This is a genomic window from Pseudomonas sp. AP19 (assembly GCF_001728855.1).
Taxonomy (GTDB): domain Bacteria; phylum Pseudomonadota; class Gammaproteobacteria; order Pseudomonadales; family Pseudomonadaceae; genus Aquipseudomonas; species Aquipseudomonas fluorescens.
Map to the genome: position 1 here is coordinate 1 of NZ_LXJP01000011.1, position 16863 is coordinate 16863.

Here is a 16863-nt window from a genome sequence, read left to right on the forward strand (position 1 = left end):
AGTCAATTTAACTGTCACTGAGACACCGCATTCGCGAGCAAGCCCGCTCCCACACAAGCCGCGCTCGCCACAAAATACAGTCCTACTCATGCTATGGTGCTTGCCCCTTACCGCGCCTGTTCATCACCGTATGATCGTGATCCCACGCCCCCTGCGCCTGACCTTCTACTCACTGTTGATCATCGCCGGTGCCGTGCTGGCCGCCGCCTTGGCCACCCGCCATGCCGAGCGCCAGGCCTTGGTGGATGATGCCGCTCGCGCCAATCAGCAACTGGCGCTGTATGCCAATTCCTTGCACACCCTGATCGAACGCTACCGCGCCCTGCCCGCCGTATTGGCGCTGGATTCGGAAATGATCAGCGCCCTGAAAGCCCCGCTGGACACCGCCACCCAGGACGTGCTCAACCGCAAGCTGGAACGCATCAACGGCGCCGCGCAGTCTTCCACCCTGGAACTGATGGACCGCACCGGCCTGGCCGTGGCAGCCAGTAACTGGAACCTGCCCAGCAGTTATGTCGGGCACAACTACGCGTTTCGCCCGTATTTCAGCCAGACCTTGAGCCAGGGCACCGGGCGTTTTTATGCGGTGGGGGTGACCACCGGCATTCCGGGTTACTTCCTCTCCAGCGCAGTGGTCGATGAACACGAACAGTTCCTTGGCGCGATGGTGGTGAAGCTGGAATTTCCCGAACTCGAACGCGAATGGGCCCAGGGCAATGACCTGCTGCTGGTCAGCGACGCACGCGGCATCGTGTTTATCGCCAATCAGCCGGGCTGGCGTTACCGCAACCTGCGTCCGTTGTCGGCCAGCGACCTCACTGAGCTCAAAGCCACCCGCCAATACGACAAGAAACAACTGCGGCCGCTGGACACCCAAACGCTGCAACGCTTTGACGAAAACAGCCACCTGATGCGCGTCAACGGTCCCGACGGCAGCGCCAACTACATCTGGGAATCCCTGCCGCTGAAGGCCGAAGGCTGGACCTTGCACCTATTGCGCAAGCCACAGTTCGCCTTTGAAGACCAACGCAATGCCGGGCTTGCCGCTGCCGGCTCCTGGCTGGCGCTGGTGTTTCTGGTGCTGTTCCTGACTCAACGCTGGCGCCTGGCCCGCTTGCGCCAACGCAGCCGCGAAGAGCTCGAACAGCTGGTAGAGGAGCGCACTCAGGCGCTGCGCACGGCGCAAGATGGCCTGGTGCAATCCGCCAAGCTGGCGGCACTGGGGCAGATGTCTGCCGCCCTCGCCCATGAAATCAACCAGCCGCTGACCGCCCAGCGCATGCAGTTGGCGACCTTGCGACTGCTGCTCGACCATGGCCGCGTGGACGATGCCTACAAGGCACTCACGCCGCTGGACGACATGCTCACGCGCATGGCCGCACTTACCGGCCACCTCAAGACGTTCGCCCGCAAAAGCCCCAGCGGCCTGCGCGAGAGATTGGACCTGGCGACAGTCGTCGACCAATCCTTGCACCTTCTCGACGCACGGTTGCGCGATGAAGCCATCGGTGTGGTGCTGGACCTGACCCGCCCGGCCTGGGTGCGCGGCGATGCGATCCGCCTGGAACAGGTGCTGATCAATCTGTTGCGCAACGCCCTCGACGCCATGGCAGACAAACCGCGCAAACGCCTGGAAATCCGCCTGCACGCCGACCAGCAACTGTGGCAATTGACCGTCAGCGACAGCGGCGGCGGGATTGCCGAAGCGCACTTGAACAGTGTCTTCGATCCGTTTTTTACCACCAAGCCTGTGGGGGATGGGCTTGGCCTCGGGCTGGCGGTGTCCTACGCCATCGTGCACGAACTCGGTGGGCGCCTGCTCGCCGGCAACCGTGGCGACGGCGCGGTGTTTACCCTGACCTTGCCGATTGTGCTGGAGACGCCTGACCTATGATAAATGCGGTGATTGTGGTCGATGACGAAGCCAGCATTCGCACGGCCGTCGAGCAGTGGCTGAGCCTGTCGGGGTTTGCCGTGCAGTTGTTCAGTCGCGCTGAAGAATGCCTGGCGCAATTGCCCAAGGACTTCCCCGGGGTGATCCTGAGCGACGTGCGCATGCCCGGGCTCAGCGGCCTGGAACTGTTGGCCGAAGTGCAGCGCCGCGATGCCGACTTGCCGGTGATCTTGCTCACCGGCCATGGCGATGTGCCGATGGCCGTGGAAGCCATGCGCGACGGTGCCTACGACTTTCTGGAAAAACCCTTCAGCCCGGATGCCTTGCTCAACAGCCTGCGCCGCGCGCTGGACAAACGCGGGCTGATCCTGGAAAACCGTCGCCTGCATCAACAGGCCGACCATCGGGCGCAGCTGGAATCCAGCCTGCTGGGCGTGTCGCGGAGTTTGCAGAACCTGCGGCGCCAGGTGCTCGACCTGGCCAGCTTGCCCGTCAACGTATTGATTCGTGGCGAGACTGGCAGCGGTAAGGAATTGGTCGCCCGCTGCCTGCATGATTGCGGCCCGCGCGCGAAAAAGCCGTTTGTAGCGCTCAACTGCGCGGCGATCCCCGAGCAGCTATTTGAGGCCGAGCTGTTCGGCCACGAAAGCGGCGCGTTCACCGGCGCCCAGGGCAAGCGCATCGGCAAGCTGGAATACGCCCACGGTGGCACGCTGTTCCTCGATGAAATCGAAAGCATGCCGCTGGCTCAGCAGGTGAAACTGCTGCGCGTATTGCAGGAACAGAAACTCGAGCGGCTGGGCTCCAATCAAAGTATCCACGTGGACTTGCGCATCATCGCCGCCACCAAGCCCGACCTGCTCGAAGAGGCCCGCGCCGGGCGTTTTCGCGAAGATTTGGCCTACCGCCTGAACGTAGCGCAACTGCGCCTGCCGCCGTTGCGCGAGCGCCGTGAAGATATTCCGCTACTGTTCGACCACTTTGCACACAGCGCCGCCGAGCGCCTGGGCCGCAGCGCACACCCCTTGAGCGGCGCGCAACTGGGGCGCCTGCTCAGCCATGACTGGCCGGGCAATGTGCGTGAGTTGGCCAACGTCGCCGAACGCCAGGTGCTGGGCCTTGGCGAACCGGAACCGGAAGGTATCGAGGCCGGGCAATCCCTGGCGGCGCAGCAGGAAGCCTTCGAAGCGCATTGCCTGAAAGCGGCGCTGGTACGCCACAAGGGTGATATCAAGGCGGTGCTGGCCGAGTTGCAACTGCCGCGTCGAACCCTCAATGAAAAGATGCAGCGGCATGGGTTGGTGCGGGATACGTTTCTGTAGGCTGAATTTTTTATTGCCTGGCAGGACGCCTTCGCGAGCAAGCCCGCTCCCACATTCGACCGCATCCCTCCAGTTGGAATGGGATCGAATGTGGGAGCGGGTTTGCTCGCGAAGGAGCCAGTAGCCATAAGCGGATTTCCGCTCATCACCCTCAAACCATAAGCGACTTTCCGCTCAGAAAATTCTTCAAACCCTTCTAAACCGGGCCTTCATCTATTTGGCACAGCTCCTGCTATAGCCCGAACCAGGCTGCGCTCGCGCTGCTCCACAAAAACAATTAGATGAAGGATCCTTCAATGGATAACTCCAACGCCCTGCCTCTGGGGTCGGCGGCTGCGCCGGCAAAAGAACGCAGTACTTCCAGCCGCATCAAATCGATTTTCAGTGGTTCGGTCGGCAACATGGTCGAGTGGTATGACTGGTACGTCTACGCCGCCTTCTCCTTGTACTTCGCTAAAGCCTTTTTCCCCAAAGGCGACACCACCGCCCAACTGCTCAACACCGCCGCGATCTTCGCCGTGGGCTTCCTGATGCGCCCGATCGGTGGCTGGCTGATGGGCCTGTATGCTGACCGCGCCGGACGTAAAGCCGCCTTGATGGCCTCGGTACTGTTGATGTGCTTCGGCTCGCTGATCATCGCGTTGAGCCCGGGCTATGAAACCATCGGCGTCGGCGCACCGATCCTGCTGGTGTTCGCACGCCTGCTGCAAGGTTTGTCGGTGGGTGGCGAATACGGCACCTCGGCCACTTACCTGAGTGAAATGGCGACCAAGGAACGACGCGGTTTCTTCTCCAGCTTCCAGTACGTGACGCTGATCTCCGGCCAGCTCATCGCTTTGGCGGTACTGATCGTGTTGCAACAAGTCCTGACGACCGAACAGTTGTATGACTGGGGCTGGCGTATCCCGTTCGCCATCGGCGCCCTGTGCGCAGTGGTCGCGCTGTACCTGCGTCGCGGCATGGAAGAAACCGAGTCGTTCAGCAAGAAGGAAAAAGCCAAGGAAAGCGCCATGCGCACCTTGATGCGCCACCCGAAAGAACTGATGACCGTGGTCGGCCTGACCATGGGCGGCACCCTGGCGTTCTACACCTACACCACCTACATGCAGAAATACCTGGTGAACACGGTCGGCATGAGCATTTCCGACTCCACCACCATTTCGGCGGCAACGCTGTTTCTGTTCATGTGCCTGCAACCGCTCGTCGGTGGGTTATCGGACAAGGTCGGCCGCCGGCCGATCCTGATCGCCTTCGGTATCCTCGGCACTCTGTTTACCGTACCGATCCTCACCACGCTGCACACCATCCAGACCTGGTGGGGCGCGTTTTTCCTGATCATGGCGGCGCTGATCATCGTCAGCGGCTACACCTCGATCAATGCGGTGGTGAAAGCCGAACTGTTCCCTACGGAAATCCGCGCCCTGGGCGTGGGCCTGCCATATGCACTGACCGTTTCGATTTTCGGCGGCACCGCTGAATACATCGCGCTGTGGTTCAAGAGCATCGGCATGGAGACCGGTTACTACTGGTATGTAACCGCGTGCATCGCGGTGTCGCTGGTGGTCTACGTGACCATGAAAGACACCCGCAAGCATTCGCGGATTACCACGGACTAAAGGCTGGGCGCAGTAAAAAATGTGGGCGCGGGCTTGCTCGCGAACGCGGTGGACCAGTCAGTATTTCCGTTGACTGAAACCCTGCATTCGCGAGCAAGCCCGCGCCCACATTTCGTTGCGTAGCGTTTCTTAAACAGTGTCAGGTCAACTCTACGGACTGCTGACGACCATACCGACGCTGCGCATACGACGCTCCGGCAATCATCACCACCAGTACCGCCGCCAACACCGCCGATGAACCGATGGTGCCGAAATCCAGCCCACCCTTTTCATGAGGTTTGGTGAGGAAGTCACCCAAGGTCGCACCAAACGGTCGGGTCAATACAAACGCCACCCAGAACAACAGCACCGACGAGATTTTGGTGAAGTATTTGAGTGCCACTACCACCGCAATAGCCGAGCCGATCAGCAAAGCGCCGCCAGCGAAACCCAACCCGGAATCATCCGCAAGGAAATCACCCAACGCGGTGCCCAAGGTGTTCGAGAACAGAATCGCCATCCAGTAAAACAGTTCGCCCCGAAAGGTCTGAACCTTGTTCACGTTCAGCGAATCACCGCTGACATGCCACAAGGCAAAGATGATCAACAGGATCGCGATCAGGATCATCGAGCCCGTCGCATAGCCAAGGCCCAGGGTACGGTCCATGAAATCCGACATGGTCGTGCCCGCCGTACTGGTGGACAGAATCACGATCCAGTACAGCACCGGGTTGTAGGTTTTCGACCAGAGTTGTGTGACCAGGGTGACGAGAAACACACTGATCAGGATCATCGAGCTGATGGCGTACCCGACATTCAGGGTCATCGACAGCAAATCCCCGGCGGTTTCGCCCAGGGTCGTTGCGCAGATTTTCATGACCCAGAACGCCAGGGTGATCTGAGGAAGTTTGTTCATGGTGCAGAAGGCTCCGAAGCTCAGTCTTTCAATGGGCCGACTTAGAGGGGTGTCGACCTGGCGCGCAGACTGAACGTGGCGCTGTGAAAAATAGGTGGGCACTAAATGAAAATTCCATCCAGCCGATGGAAATCCGCCGCCATGAATTGCAGTATGGCGCCTTCACCGAACCCAACAGCAGGAACCCCGGCCATGTCTGACGCTATCCACTTTTACGAACCCGCCAATGGCCACGGCCTGCCACACGACCCGTTCAATGCCATCGTCGGCCCACGGCCCATCGGCTGGATTTCCTCCCACGACAGCGAAGGCCGTCTGAACCTGGCGCCCTACAGTTTCTTCAATGCGTTCAACTACATCCCGCCGATCATTGGGTTTTCCAGCGTGGGCCGCAAAGACAGCCTGAATAACATCGAACAGACCGGCGAGTTTGTGTGGAACCTGGCCACCCGCCCGCTGGCCGAGCAGATGAACCAGAGTTGCGCAGCGGTATCGCCGGAAGTGAATGAGTTCGAACTGTCCGGCCTGACGCCGGTGGCCTCGAAAATCGTCGGCGTGCCGCGTGTGGGCGAGAGCCCGGTGTCGTTCGAATGCAAGGTGACGCAGATTATTCAGCTGCAGCGCGCCGACAAGCAGTTGGTGCCCAGCTGGCTGGTACTCGGCGAAGTGGTTGCCGTGCACATCGCCAAGTGGCTGCTCAAGGATGGGATTTACGACACCGCCGCCGCCGAGCCGATATTGCGTGGCGGTGGCCCGGCGGATTACTTCCAGTTGGGGCCGGAGGCCCTGTTCAAGATGTATCGCCCAGGCGCCACTGCGCGCTGATTGGAATGCAATAAAAATGCGGGAGCGGGCTTGCTCGCGAAAGCGGTGCGCCAGTCAATATTGCCAGTGACTGACGCTGTGCATTCGCGAGCAAACCCGCTCCCACATTTGGATCGGCCGTGTTGTTTAGTTGGCCGCTGTTTCCCAGCTCAGTTGACCTTCTTCGTCCACATCGACCAGCCGCACCAATTGCGCGGCAGCCGCATCGTCGGCGTCGGAGGCGGTTTTGAACGTCTGTCCATCAAGGATCTTGTGAAAACGCGGGGCGCCCATGCCATCCAGTGCCTTGACGGCAATGGCAGCGCTGTAGCCACCCTCTTCTTCACGCACCAAGGCGGAAACGGCTTCGTGGTGGGCAAACTCTTTACGTGCCATGTTGCAAATCCTGGCCAATGGGAAAGTCGGCCATTCTAAAGCACTAACCGGCCAGTTGCAGGTACTCGCCGTAGGCATGCGCAGCGGACGCCTCGGTAAAGGTCTGGAAGTCCATGCTGCGGACCACCCCGTCGTTCAACAGCTCGGTAAAGATCATCAGGGCCGGCGAACTGAAGTAGGCGCTCATCGCCTGCTCGCTGCTCCAGAAGCCCGAGACCAACCATACATCGGGATCGACCTGGGAATGCTGCAATGAAAACTGCAGGCAACCCTGAGCCTGACGGCCCGGTTCAATCAAACTGCTCAAGCGTGCACCGAGTTCGGTGCTGCACCCGGTGCGGGCGCGGATAAAGGCCATATGGCTCGCGGGAATTGGGGTGGACATGTTCGACTCTCCCGTTGAGAAGTGATGCTCGGCAACCACTGTGGGGGCGTGTTGCCACAGGATCAAAGATAGCGGCGCAGGCGTGGGCGTGGTTAGTCAATTCCTGCAGGCTTATTGCACAATCCTGCGAGAAGCGTAGATAAGACGTTTGGCGCCCGGGATTTATTCCATGCACAGGCTCAGTGTTTCAGGCAGATGACAGGCGTCGTGCTTGCCTGATTCACGACTTATCGCAGGATCAGGCAAGGATTGTGCAGAATCGACGTAACACCTTTTGAAAAGCCACCGCTAAGCTGAGCCCATCAAAGAAGCTTGTAGAGGACACCCCATGTCGTCGCCGCAACATACGTCCATTCCCCTCGATGCCGAGACGGAAAAACAGCGCGTCGAACTCGCCAGCATCGTGCACCGGCATACCTGGGAAGATGGCTCCTACGGCACAGCGGTCACCTCGTTGTTCCTGAACCGCCACAACACGCCGCGCGACTTCATGCCGGTGCTGGTCGAACCGGCGCTGTGCATTCTTGCCAGTGGCAGCAAGGAAGTGCGCCTGGCCGACGAGGTCTTTGCCTACGACCCGCTCAACTATTTGGTGTTTTCGGTTGCCATGCCGGTGGCCGGTCGGGTCATCGACGCGACGCCGCAAGACCCCAACCTGTCGGTGCGGATCAATATCGACCCGGCGCAACTCACGGCGCTGATTGCCGAGGCCGGGCCGATGGGCGTGCCGTCGCGGCCGACGTCTCGCGGCATGTACGTCGACCGTATTGATGCCCAGTTGCTGGATGCCGTGCTGCGCCTGGCGCGCTTGCTGGACACCCCCAAAGACATTGCGATGCTCGCACCGTTGATCAACCGCGAAATCCTCTACCGGTTGCTGCGTGGCCCGCAAGGCTACCGACTGTATGAAATTGCCGTGGCCAACAGTCAGAGCCATCGCGTAAGCCAGGCGATCACCTGGCTGAACGGCAACTATGAACAGCCGCTGCGTATTGATGAGCTGGCCAAGGAAGTGAACCTCAGCGTCTCGACCTTGCACCACCGCTTCAAGGCGATCACCGCCATGAGCCCGTTGCAATACCAGAAGCAGCTGCGTTTGCAGGAGGCGCGGCGGTTGATGATCGCCGAAGGGCTGGAGGCCTCGGCGGCGGGGTATCGGGTGGGGTATGAAAGCCCGTCGCAGTTCAGCCGCGAGTACAGCCGGTTGTTTGGGGCGCCGCCACTGAGAGATTTGGCCCGGTTGCGCCAGAGCATCTGACCCAGAGGCGTTCAAAATGTGGGAGCGGGCTTGCTCGCGAAAGCGGCGGACCAGTCAAAATTTTCGGTGACTGACACTCTGCATTCGCGAGCAAGCCCGCTCCCACATTTGATCCTCTGTGTGCTTTAGTCCAGGGTTCGCGGCAGCTGTAAGGTGACTCGCAAACCACCCTCGCGCAGGTTCTGCAAACTCACTTCACCGCCATGGCTATGGGCGATGTTGCGCGCGATACCCAGGCCCAAACCGTAGCCCTGCTGCTGGCCGGCCAAGCGAAAATGCGGTTCGAAGACTTGCTCCAGCCGCTGCTCCGGCACGCCTGGCCCTTCGTCATCAACGTGCAGAATGAATTCCGCGCCATCGTCCTCGATATGCAAGTGGGCGTTCTGCCCGTACTTCAACGCGTTGTCGATCAGGTTGCCGATGCAGCGTTTAAGCGCCAACGGTTTGCCCGGGTACGGCGCCAGGGCGCGGCCATGCTGGGTGATGCGGCCGTTGCCATTGGGCGCCAGGTACGGCTCGACCAGGCAATCGAGCACGTGATTGAGGTCGACCGGCTCGATGTTTTCATGGATATCAGTGTCTTTCACGCATTGCAGCGCGCCCTTGACCAACAACTCCAGCTCATCCAGGTCACGGCCGAATTTGTTTTGCAGGTTCTCGTCTTCGAGCAGTTCCACACGCAGGCGCAGGCGCGTAATCGGCGTGCGTAAATCGTGGGATATCGCACTGAATAATTGGCTGCGCTCGGTCAGGTAGCGGCTGATGCGTTCACGCATGGCATTGAACGCACGGCCCACTTCCACCACTTCGCTGCCGCCGCCTTCAGCCACCGGCTCCACATCCGCGCCCAGGGACATGTCCCGTGCCGCCCGCGCCAGGCGCTTGAGCGGCCGACTCTGCCAGTGCACCAGCAGGCCGATAAACAACAACAGAAAGCCGCTGGTCAATACGATGAACCACACCTGCTGCGAGGGCAGGCCTTGCTCTTCAAGGCTGGTGTAGGGCTCGGGCAACAGCGAGGCAATATACAACCACTCGCCCGGTGCGAGCTGGATCTGCGTGACCAACACGGGAGGGTTGACCGGTTCAAGCGTCAGCGCGTAATGCGCCCAGGAGCGCGGCAGTTCATCGAGCTTCAAACCGGCATTGAAAATACGCAGGTCCTCGGCGCTGACGAACTCCACCGAAATATGCACGTCGCTGCCCAGGGTCTGGCGCAGCACTTCATCCACCGCTTGCAATACCGCCTGCTTGCGCGGGGTCTGCGGCAATATCTGCATATCCAGCGGGCGGTCGTTGAGCGTCACCACAAAGCGGGTGCCACCCATGCTGCGCAGTTGATCAAGCACTAACGGGCGGTAGGCCACCGGCAACGAGCGGAAATAACTCACGCTGGCCGTCATCGAATGCGCCAGGCTGCGGGCGCTGGTGACCAGCCCTTCGAGCTGGGTGGCGCGCAATTGCGAGACCCAGATCACACTGGACAGCGCCTGGGCGAACAGCACCGCCAGCAAGGTCAGCAGCAACATCCGCCCCAACAGTGAGCGCGGTACCGGGAAGCGCCGGCGGCGCTCGGTCAACGGCTCAGTGGGCATTGCCGGCAACCACGCTGGCTGCCAGCTGATAACCGCTGCCGCGCACGGTGCGGATCAGCCTTGGAGGTTTTTCGGTGTCGCGCAGGCGTTGGCGCAGGCGGCTGACGGCCATGTCAACGATGCGGTCGAGCGGCATCAGATCGCGGCCGCGAGTGGCATTGCCGATGGTGTCGCGGTCGAGAATTTGTTGAGGGTGGTCGAGAAACAATTTAAGCAGGGCAAAATCGGCGCCCGAGAGAATCACCTCTTCACCGTCAACGTGAAACAGGCGATGGCTGATCATGTCCAGGCGCCATTCGTCGAACACCCACACATCGCCGCCGATGCTGCGTTCCTGGCCAAACTGGGCACGCCGCAGCAGGGCTTTGATCCGCGCTTGCAGCTCGCGAGGGCTGAAGGGTTTGCCGATGTAGTCGTCGGCGCCCAGCTCCAGGCCGATCACGCGGTCGGCTTCGTCGGAACTGGCGGTGAGCATGATGATCGGCACCTGCGCCTGGCGCGGGTGCTGGCGAATCCAGCGGCAGAGGCTGAAACCGTCTTCGTCCGGCAACATCACATCGAGGATGACCAGGTCGCACGGCGCCTCGTTCATGGCCTGGCGGAACCCCGCGCCATCCGGCACGCCACGTACCTGGAAGCCAGCGCGACTGAGGTAGGTTTGCAGCAATTCGCGGATTTCCTGGTCGTCGTCGACGAGGAGAATCGATTTACTGATTACGCTCACGGGGGCCTCCTTGTTGTTATGGCCAAGCTTAAGTCATTTGTTGCCCTTCGACCTATCGCGAGCAAGCCCGCTCCCACATTTGGAATGCATTTCAAAATGTGGGAGCGGGCTTGCTCGCGAAGAGGCCATCAGTACCTATGCAAAAGCCTGCTCCAGCGCCACGCCCGCCCCGGTCAACCCGGAATACGGCGCTGTCACCAGCCACACAGGAATACCGTCGAAGTAATCACTCATGCAGCCTTTATCGCGGAAACTCTTCGCAAAGCCGCTGTTGATAAAGAAGTCGGCAAACCGCGGAATCACCCCGCCCACGATGTACACGCCACCGCGCCCACCGGTGGTCAACACGTTGTTACCCGCCACCCGGCCGAGCCAGATACTGAACTGGTTCAACACTTCCATGGCCACCGGTTCGCCAGCCAGGCCGGCCGCGGTAATGGCTTCCGGGGTGTCCAGCACCGGCGTGTGCCCATCGACCGCGCAAATGGCGCGGTACACACGTGGCAGGCCGCCACCGCTCAAGGCGGTTTCGGCGCTGACATGCCCGATCTCATTGTAGATGTGCTGCCACAGCTGGGTTTCACGCGGGCTGCTCAGCGGCAGGTCAACATGACCGCCCTCCCCCGGCAGCGCTGCCCAGCGACCTTCACCAAAATCCAGCAAGGTGCCAACGCCCAGGCCAGTGCCCGGGCCGATCACCACAGCAGGGCGCAACGGCTCCGGCGTGCCTTCGCAGACCACACGGAATTCGTCGGGCTTGAGGCGAGTCATGCCCAGGGCCATTGCCGTGAAGTCATTGACCAGCAGCAGCTCGTCCACCTGCAAGGTTTTGCAAAATGCAGTTTTGCTCAGGCGCCAGTGATTGTTGGTGAATTTAAATTCATCGCCACTCACCGGCCCGGCGACCGACAGGCACACCGCGCCGATGTCCCCGCTTTCCAGGCCCTCTTCCTTGAGGTAGACCTTGATGGCCTCCTCAGGGCTCTGGTGATCCGCAGTGGCATGCACACGGATCGAATGCAGTTCCTGATCCCGCCACAACGCAAAACGGGCGTTGGTACCCCCGATATCACCGACCAGCGCTAGCTTCACTTAAGCGTCTCCAAGGCAGAGGTAAAGGCGCTGGCGCCTTGCTCTGCGGAGCTTGCAGCCATGCGCATAAATGCAAACAGTTCGCGACCGGCCCCCACGTTATTGCCCAACAGGCCCGTGGCAGGCGTGCGCGCTGCAAATTCTTCGGCGTCCACCTTAAGCTCCAGGGTGCCCTTCACGCCATCGACGCGAATGATATCGCCATCTTGCACGCGTGCCAGCGGCCCGCCGCTCTGGGCTTCGGGGTTGACATGAATCGCGGCGGGGATCTTACCCGACGCGCCGGACATACGCCCGTCTGTTACCAACGCCACTTTAAAGCCACGGTCCTGCAAGACGCCGAGGAACGGCGTCATTTTGTGCAGTTCCGGCATGCCGTTGGAGCGCGGGCCCTGGAAGCGCATCACCGCGACAAAGTCTTTTTCCAGTTGGCCGGCCTTGAACGCGTCGGCCAGATCCTGCTGATCCTGGAACACCACCGCCGGGGCTTCGACGATCTGGTGCTCCGGCGCCACGGCGGAGACTTTCATCACACCGCGCCCGAGGTTGCCTTCCATCACGCGCAGGCCGCCTTCCGGCGAAAACGCACGGGCCACGGGGCGCAGGATGGTTTCGTCGAGACTTTCGATCGGGCCGTCGCGCCAGATCAGCTCGCCATCGACCAGGAACGGTTCCTGGGTGTAACGGCTCAGGCCCTTGCCGGCCACGGTGTTGACATCTTCGTGCAGCAAACCGGCTTCGAGCAGTTCGCGGATCAGGAACGACATGCCGCCCGCTGCCTGGAAGTGGTTGATGTCGGCTTTGCCGTTTGGATACACGTGGGACAGGGTCGGTACCACCTCGGAGAGGTCGGCCATGTCCTGCCAGGTGAGGATGATGCCTGCCGACATGGCGATCGCCGGCATGTGCAGGGTGTGGTTGGTGGAACCGCCGGTGGCATTGAGCGCCACGATGGAGTTGACGATGGATTTCTCGTCGACGATCTCGCCGATCGGCGTGAAGCTGCCGTTGGCCTTGGTCAGGCGGGTGACCTGGTGCGCGGCTTCGCGGGTCAGCGCATCACGCAGCGGCGTGTACGGGTTGACGAACGAGGCGCCCGGCAAGTGCAGGCCCATGACTTCCATCAGCAATTGGTTGGTGTTGGCGGTGCCGTAGAAGGTGCAGGTGCCGGGGCTGTGGTAGGACTTCATCTCCGATTCCAGCAGTTCTTCGCGGCTGGCCTTGCCTTCGGCATAGCGCTGGCGCACATCGGCCTTCTGCTTGTTGGAAATGCCCGACGGCATCGGGCCGCCCGGTACGAAGATCATCGGCAGGTGACCGTAGCGCAACGCGCCCATCATCAGGCCCGGCACGATCTTGTCGCAGATGCCCAGCATCAGCGCCGCGTCGAACATGTTGTGGGACAACGCTACCGCCGTGGACATCGCGATGACTTCACGGCTCAGCAGGCTCAGCTCCATGCCGGGCTCACCTTGGGTCACGCCATCGCACATGGCGGGCGTGCCTCCGGCGAACTGGCCGACCGAACCGACTTCGCGCAGGGCTTTTTTGATTTGTTCAGGGAAGTGTTCGTACGGCTGATGCGCCGAGAGCATGTCGTTATATGAAGAAACAATTGCCACGTTGGCGGCATTCATCATGCGCAGACTATTTTTATCTTCAGTGCCGCAGCCGGCGACGCCGTGGGCAAAGTTGGCGCATTGCAGCTTACCGCGCATCGGGCCGTCGCTGGCGGCGCCGCGAATGAGCGCAAGGTAAGCCTCGCGGGTTGCACGACTGCGGGCGATAAGCCGTTCGGTGACCTCAATAACGCGGGGATGCATGTGTAGAACTCCAGGCTAACGGATGTGGCGACCTGCGTTCCTATGCTGATCAAACGCCCGCAGCGCATGGGATGGCCGGGTGTCGTTTGAATCATCGGACCAGTTGATTCAGGTCACTCGTTGTAGATTGAACAAAATATTGCCACTAAAAAGGCTTGTTTTCTATTTTTATGCGAATAATCTTGTAATTCTTACAACAAATCGACGACAGGCACTTTCCAATGACTCTTCGTATCGCAATCAATGGTTTTGGCCGTATCGGCCGTAATGTCCTGCGCGCACTGTATACCCAAGGCTATCGCCAGGATTTGCAGATCGTCGCCATCAACGATTTGGGCGACAGCTCGATCAACGCCCACCTGCTCAAATACGACACCGTGCATGGCACTTTCGAAGCAGAGGTCGCCCACGATCAGGAAAGCCTGACCGTCAATGGTGACCGGATTGCCGTCAGCGCCATTCGCAACCCGGCCGAGCTGCCATGGGCTGCGCACAAGATCGACGTAGTGTTCGAATGCACCGGTCTGTTTACCGACCGTGACAAGGCTGCCGCCCATATTACCGCCGGCGCGCGCAAGGTGATCATCTCGGCCCCGGCCAAAGGCGCCGATGCCACCGTGGTTTACGGTGTGAACCATGACATTTTGCGTCAATCCCACCAGATCATCTCCAACGCGTCGTGCACCACCAACTGCCTGGCGCCGGTCGCCCAGGTGCTGCACCGCGAGCTGGGTATTGAAAGCGGCCTGATGACCACCATTCACGCCTACACCAACGACCAGAACCTGACCGACGTCTACCACACCGACCCGTACCGTGCGCGCTCGGCGACCCAGAACATGATCCCGAGCAAAACCGGCGCCGCTGAAGCGGTAGGCCTGGTGCTGCCGGAACTCGCCGGCAAACTGACCGGGATGGCGGTGCGTGTGCCGGTGATCAACGTGTCCCTGGTGGACCTCACCGTGCAATTGAAAAAAGACGCCACGGCCGAGCAAGTCAACGCCCTGCTCAAAGAAGCCAGCCAGCACTCGAAAATTCTCGGTTACAACACGCTGCCGCTGGTTTCCAGCGATTTCAACCATAACCCGCTGTCGTCGATCTTCGATGCCAATCACACCAAAGTCAGCGGCAAATTGCTGAAAGTGCTGGCCTGGTATGACAACGAATGGGGCTTCTCCAACCGTATGCTGGATAACTGCCTGGCGCTCTGCAACGCCGAGTAAGGCTCGGCCTGTGTGGCAGCTGGCTTCTGCGGGAGCTGGCTTGCCTGCGATAGCATCACCTCGGTTTGACTGAAATACCCAGGTGCCTGCATCGCGGGCAAGCCCGCCTCCCACAAAAAACCCTTCCCCTATTTGATCGGTGCGGCTTCACAGCAATAGCCACTTGCCATTCGCCTTGATGATAAGCATTATCATTAACCGCCTATCGGTCTGGTATCACTGTGAGCCAATCTCGCTTCAACCAAGTCTTTCTCACCCAACGGGTGATTCTGCTACGCACGTTGCAGCGGATGGTGAATAACCCCAGCACCGCCGAAGACCTGTTGCAGGAAACCTACCTGCGTGTGACCCGCGCCCTCAGTGAGCGGCCGATCGACCACCTCGAACCCTTCGTCTATCAAACCGCGCGCAACCTTGCGTTGGATCATCTGCGCTCGCGCAGAATCCAGGCGCGCACGCTGCAGGAAGATGTCCCGCTGGACGTGCTGCAAAGCGTCGCCGCCCCGATCAGCACCCCCGAAGACGCGACGCAGGCGGAGCAACTGCTCGAACACTTGAGCGTCAGCCTCGGCCAGTTGAGCGCCCGCCAACAACAGATTTTCATCCTCAGCCGCCTGCACGGTTGCAGCTATCAGGAGATTGCCGATCAGTTGCAAGTGTCCTTGAGCACCGTGCAAAAGGAACTGAAATTGATCATGGCCATCTGTGTAGGTGTGGCCGAACGTCTGGATCAGCCTTAAGCTTCACCCGACAGAACTGTCGATCCAGGCTGCAGGAAAAATGAATAGAACGTGGCGAAGACCCGAGGAACACCGTGACGGCCCCGAATAAACTGCGTCCCCATGAGCTGGCTCATGAGGTGTTGCAAGACACGGCTATGGGCCAGGCCCTCGACTGGCTGATCGCCTTGCAATGCCCGCAACCCGGGCAGCGCGCCGAATTCGACGCGTGGCTGGCCAGCGACCCGGCGCACCCGCACGCCTTCAGCAAGGCCCAGGCCGCCTGGGGTGGTGCGCCGGTGTACAGCGCCGCTGTGGCGCTGGCCGCGCCGCGCAAGCCGACGGCCTGGCGCCGGATCAAACCCCATTGGAAACCGATAGCCACCGCTGCCGTGCTGCTGATCGGCCTGTTCAGCTTCAGCAACCTGCCTGTTCGCCTGCAAGCCGACCACCTCACGGTGGTTGGCGAACGCCAGCGTCTGCAGTTGGACGATGGCTCCAAAGTGCTGCTGAACACCAACTCGGCATTCTCCAGCAGCATCAAGGACCAGCAGCGCGTCGCCCGCCTTTACCAGGGCGAGGCGTTTTTTGAAGTGACGCCCAACCGCGGCCTGCCGTTGGAGATTGACGCAGGCCCCGTGCGTGCCCACGTGCGCGACACCGACTTCGCCGTGCGCTATCTCAACGGCGAGGCCCAGGTGCAGGTGCAGCGCGGTGATGTCGACCTGAGCAACACCTTCGATGATGCCCGCGTTCGCCTGAGCGCAGGCGAGAGCATCCGTATCGGCCCGAAGGGCTTTGGCCAACCCGCCAAGCTGGATGCCAGCAAGGAGCTGGCCTGGGTCCAGGGCCGGCTGGTGTTCGAAAACTGCCCGATGAGCGAAGTGCTCGCCGAGCTGCGCCGTTACTACCCGGGCTGGATCGTCAACAACAACGACAAGCTCGCAAGCACCGCCGTCACCGGCAACTACCGCCTCGATCAGCCCCTCGACGTGGTGCGCTCGCTGGCGCACATCACCTCGGCCAAGCTTTCGGAATACCCGGCGTTGGTGATCCTGAACTAAATGAGAATTATTTTTACTCGATAGCCACCGGCGGTACGTCTCGTTATAGCCAA

The 16863-nt window shown here is 60.7% G+C and carries 15 protein-coding genes; 8 read left to right on the top strand and 7 right to left on the bottom strand.

Annotated features, from left to right (window positions below; genetic code table 11):
* The first annotated feature begins 130 nt into the window (after positions 1–130).
* From A7D21_RS10485 to A7D21_RS10495, 3 genes are all read left to right on the top strand, one after another.
* Entirely contained in the window at positions 131–1894 is a 1764-nt protein-coding gene (locus A7D21_RS10485) for an ATP-binding protein (protein ID WP_069551668.1), read from the top strand.
* A complete protein-coding gene (locus A7D21_RS10490) occupies positions 1891–3216 on the top strand; it encodes a sigma-54 dependent transcriptional regulator (protein ID WP_053257787.1) in 1326 nt (441 codons plus the stop codon). Before A7D21_RS10485 ends, A7D21_RS10490 begins: the two co-directional genes overlap by 4 nt.
* Before the next feature lie 296 nt (positions 3217–3512).
* Complete coding sequence (locus A7D21_RS10495; protein WP_053257788.1) at positions 3513–4832, top strand: MFS transporter; 1320 nt, start codon at positions 3513–3515, stop codon at positions 4830–4832.
* A 139-nt stretch (positions 4833–4971) separates the two neighbouring features.
* Here A7D21_RS10495 and A7D21_RS10500 read toward each other — a convergent pair whose 3' ends face one another.
* On the bottom strand, positions 4972–5727 hold the full coding sequence (locus A7D21_RS10500; protein ID WP_053257789.1) for a hypothetical protein: 756 nt from the start codon (positions 5725–5727) through the stop codon (positions 4972–4974).
* Between the two features lie 192 nt (positions 5728–5919).
* Between A7D21_RS10500 and A7D21_RS10505 the strand changes: the two genes are divergently transcribed.
* On the top strand, positions 5920–6552 hold the full coding sequence (locus tag A7D21_RS10505; RefSeq protein WP_069551669.1) for a flavin reductase family protein: 633 nt from the start codon (positions 5920–5922) through the stop codon (positions 6550–6552).
* 126 nt (positions 6553–6678) lie between these two features.
* Here the strand turns inward: A7D21_RS10505 and A7D21_RS10510 are convergent, their stop codons facing one another.
* Together A7D21_RS10510 and A7D21_RS10515 are read right to left on the bottom strand one after the other, a co-directional pair.
* Positions 6679–6927: a hypothetical protein gene (locus A7D21_RS10510; protein WP_053257791.1), complete on the bottom strand. Its 249-nt coding sequence runs from the start codon at positions 6925–6927 to the stop codon at positions 6679–6681.
* 43 nt (positions 6928–6970) lie between these two features.
* Complete coding sequence (locus A7D21_RS10515) at positions 6971–7312, bottom strand: antibiotic biosynthesis monooxygenase family protein (protein WP_053257792.1); 342 nt, start codon at positions 7310–7312, stop codon at positions 6971–6973.
* A gap of 328 nt (positions 7313–7640) precedes the next feature.
* Between A7D21_RS10515 and A7D21_RS10520 the strand changes: the two genes are divergently transcribed.
* Positions 7641–8570 (top strand): AraC family transcriptional regulator, encoded by a 930-nt coding sequence (locus A7D21_RS10520; protein WP_053257793.1) that lies wholly within the window; start codon positions 7641–7643, stop codon positions 8568–8570.
* Positions 8571–8695: 125 nt separating this feature from the next.
* Here A7D21_RS10520 and A7D21_RS10525 read toward each other — a convergent pair whose 3' ends face one another.
* From A7D21_RS10525 to edd, 4 genes are all read right to left on the bottom strand, one after another.
* Positions 8696–10165 carry an ATP-binding protein gene (locus A7D21_RS10525; RefSeq protein ID WP_053257794.1) on the bottom strand — a complete coding sequence of 490 codons (1470 nt, stop codon included), beginning with the start codon at positions 10163–10165 and terminating at the stop codon, positions 8696–8698.
* On the bottom strand, positions 10155–10889 hold the full coding sequence (locus tag A7D21_RS10530; protein WP_053257795.1) for a response regulator: 735 nt from the start codon (positions 10887–10889) through the stop codon (positions 10155–10157). Before A7D21_RS10530 ends, A7D21_RS10525 begins: the two co-directional genes overlap by 11 nt.
* 135 nt (positions 10890–11024) lie before the next feature.
* Positions 11025–11981, bottom strand: a complete 957-nt coding sequence (locus tag A7D21_RS10535; RefSeq protein ID WP_053257796.1) for a glucokinase — start codon at positions 11979–11981, stop codon at positions 11025–11027.
* The gene (edd, locus tag A7D21_RS10540; protein WP_069551670.1) at positions 11978–13804 is read right to left on the bottom strand and encodes a phosphogluconate dehydratase; all 1827 of its coding nucleotides are present in this window, start codon (positions 13802–13804) and stop codon (positions 11978–11980) included. Before edd ends, A7D21_RS10535 begins: the two co-directional genes overlap by 4 nt.
* 221 nt (positions 13805–14025) lie before the next feature.
* Here edd and gap point away from each other — a divergent pair, with 221 nt between their 5' ends.
* The 3 genes from gap to A7D21_RS10555 all read left to right on the top strand — a co-directional run bounded on the left by gap (position 14026) and on the right by A7D21_RS10555 (position 16810).
* Positions 14026–15027, top strand: a complete 1002-nt coding sequence (gene gap, locus A7D21_RS10545) for a type I glyceraldehyde-3-phosphate dehydrogenase (protein ID WP_053257798.1) — start codon at positions 14026–14028, stop codon at positions 15025–15027.
* 221 nt (positions 15028–15248) lie between these two features.
* On the top strand, positions 15249–15767 hold the full coding sequence (locus tag A7D21_RS10550; protein WP_053257799.1) for an RNA polymerase sigma factor: 519 nt from the start codon (positions 15249–15251) through the stop codon (positions 15765–15767).
* 74 nt (positions 15768–15841) lie between these two features.
* Positions 15842–16810 carry a FecR domain-containing protein gene (locus A7D21_RS10555; protein WP_069551671.1) on the top strand — a complete coding sequence of 323 codons (969 nt, stop codon included), beginning with the start codon at positions 15842–15844 and terminating at the stop codon, positions 16808–16810.
* Positions 16811–16863: the final 53 nt, after the last annotated feature.

Bases quoted from the DNA above. Each gene is read 5' to 3' on its own strand.
- A7D21_RS10495 (WP_053257788.1), top strand. From the start codon at position 3,513: ATGGATAACTCCAACGCCCTGCCTCTGGGGTCGGCGGCTGCGCCGGCA.
- A7D21_RS10525 (WP_053257794.1), bottom strand. From the start codon at position 10,165: ATGCCCACTGAGCCGTTGACCGAGCGCCGCCGGCGCTTCCCGGTACCG.
- gap (WP_053257798.1), top strand. From the start codon at position 14,026: ATGACTCTTCGTATCGCAATCAATGGTTTTGGCCGTATCGGCCGTAAT.
- A7D21_RS10505 (WP_069551669.1), top strand. From the start codon at position 5,920: ATGTCTGACGCTATCCACTTTTACGAACCCGCCAATGGCCACGGCCTG.
- edd (WP_069551670.1), bottom strand. From the start codon at position 13,804: ATGCATCCCCGCGTTATTGAGGTCACCGAACGGCTTATCGCCCGCAGT.
- A7D21_RS10515 (WP_053257792.1), bottom strand. From the start codon at position 7,312: ATGTCCACCCCAATTCCCGCGAGCCATATGGCCTTTATCCGCGCCCGC.
- A7D21_RS10520 (WP_053257793.1), top strand. From the start codon at position 7,641: ATGTCGTCGCCGCAACATACGTCCATTCCCCTCGATGCCGAGACGGAA.
- A7D21_RS10490 (WP_053257787.1), top strand. From the start codon at position 1,891: ATGATAAATGCGGTGATTGTGGTCGATGACGAAGCCAGCATTCGCACG.
- A7D21_RS10510 (WP_053257791.1), bottom strand. From the start codon at position 6,927: ATGGCACGTAAAGAGTTTGCCCACCACGAAGCCGTTTCCGCCTTGGTG.
- A7D21_RS10485 (WP_069551668.1), top strand. From the start codon at position 131: ATGATCGTGATCCCACGCCCCCTGCGCCTGACCTTCTACTCACTGTTG.
- A7D21_RS10500 (WP_053257789.1), bottom strand. From the start codon at position 5,727: ATGAACAAACTTCCTCAGATCACCCTGGCGTTCTGGGTCATGAAAATC.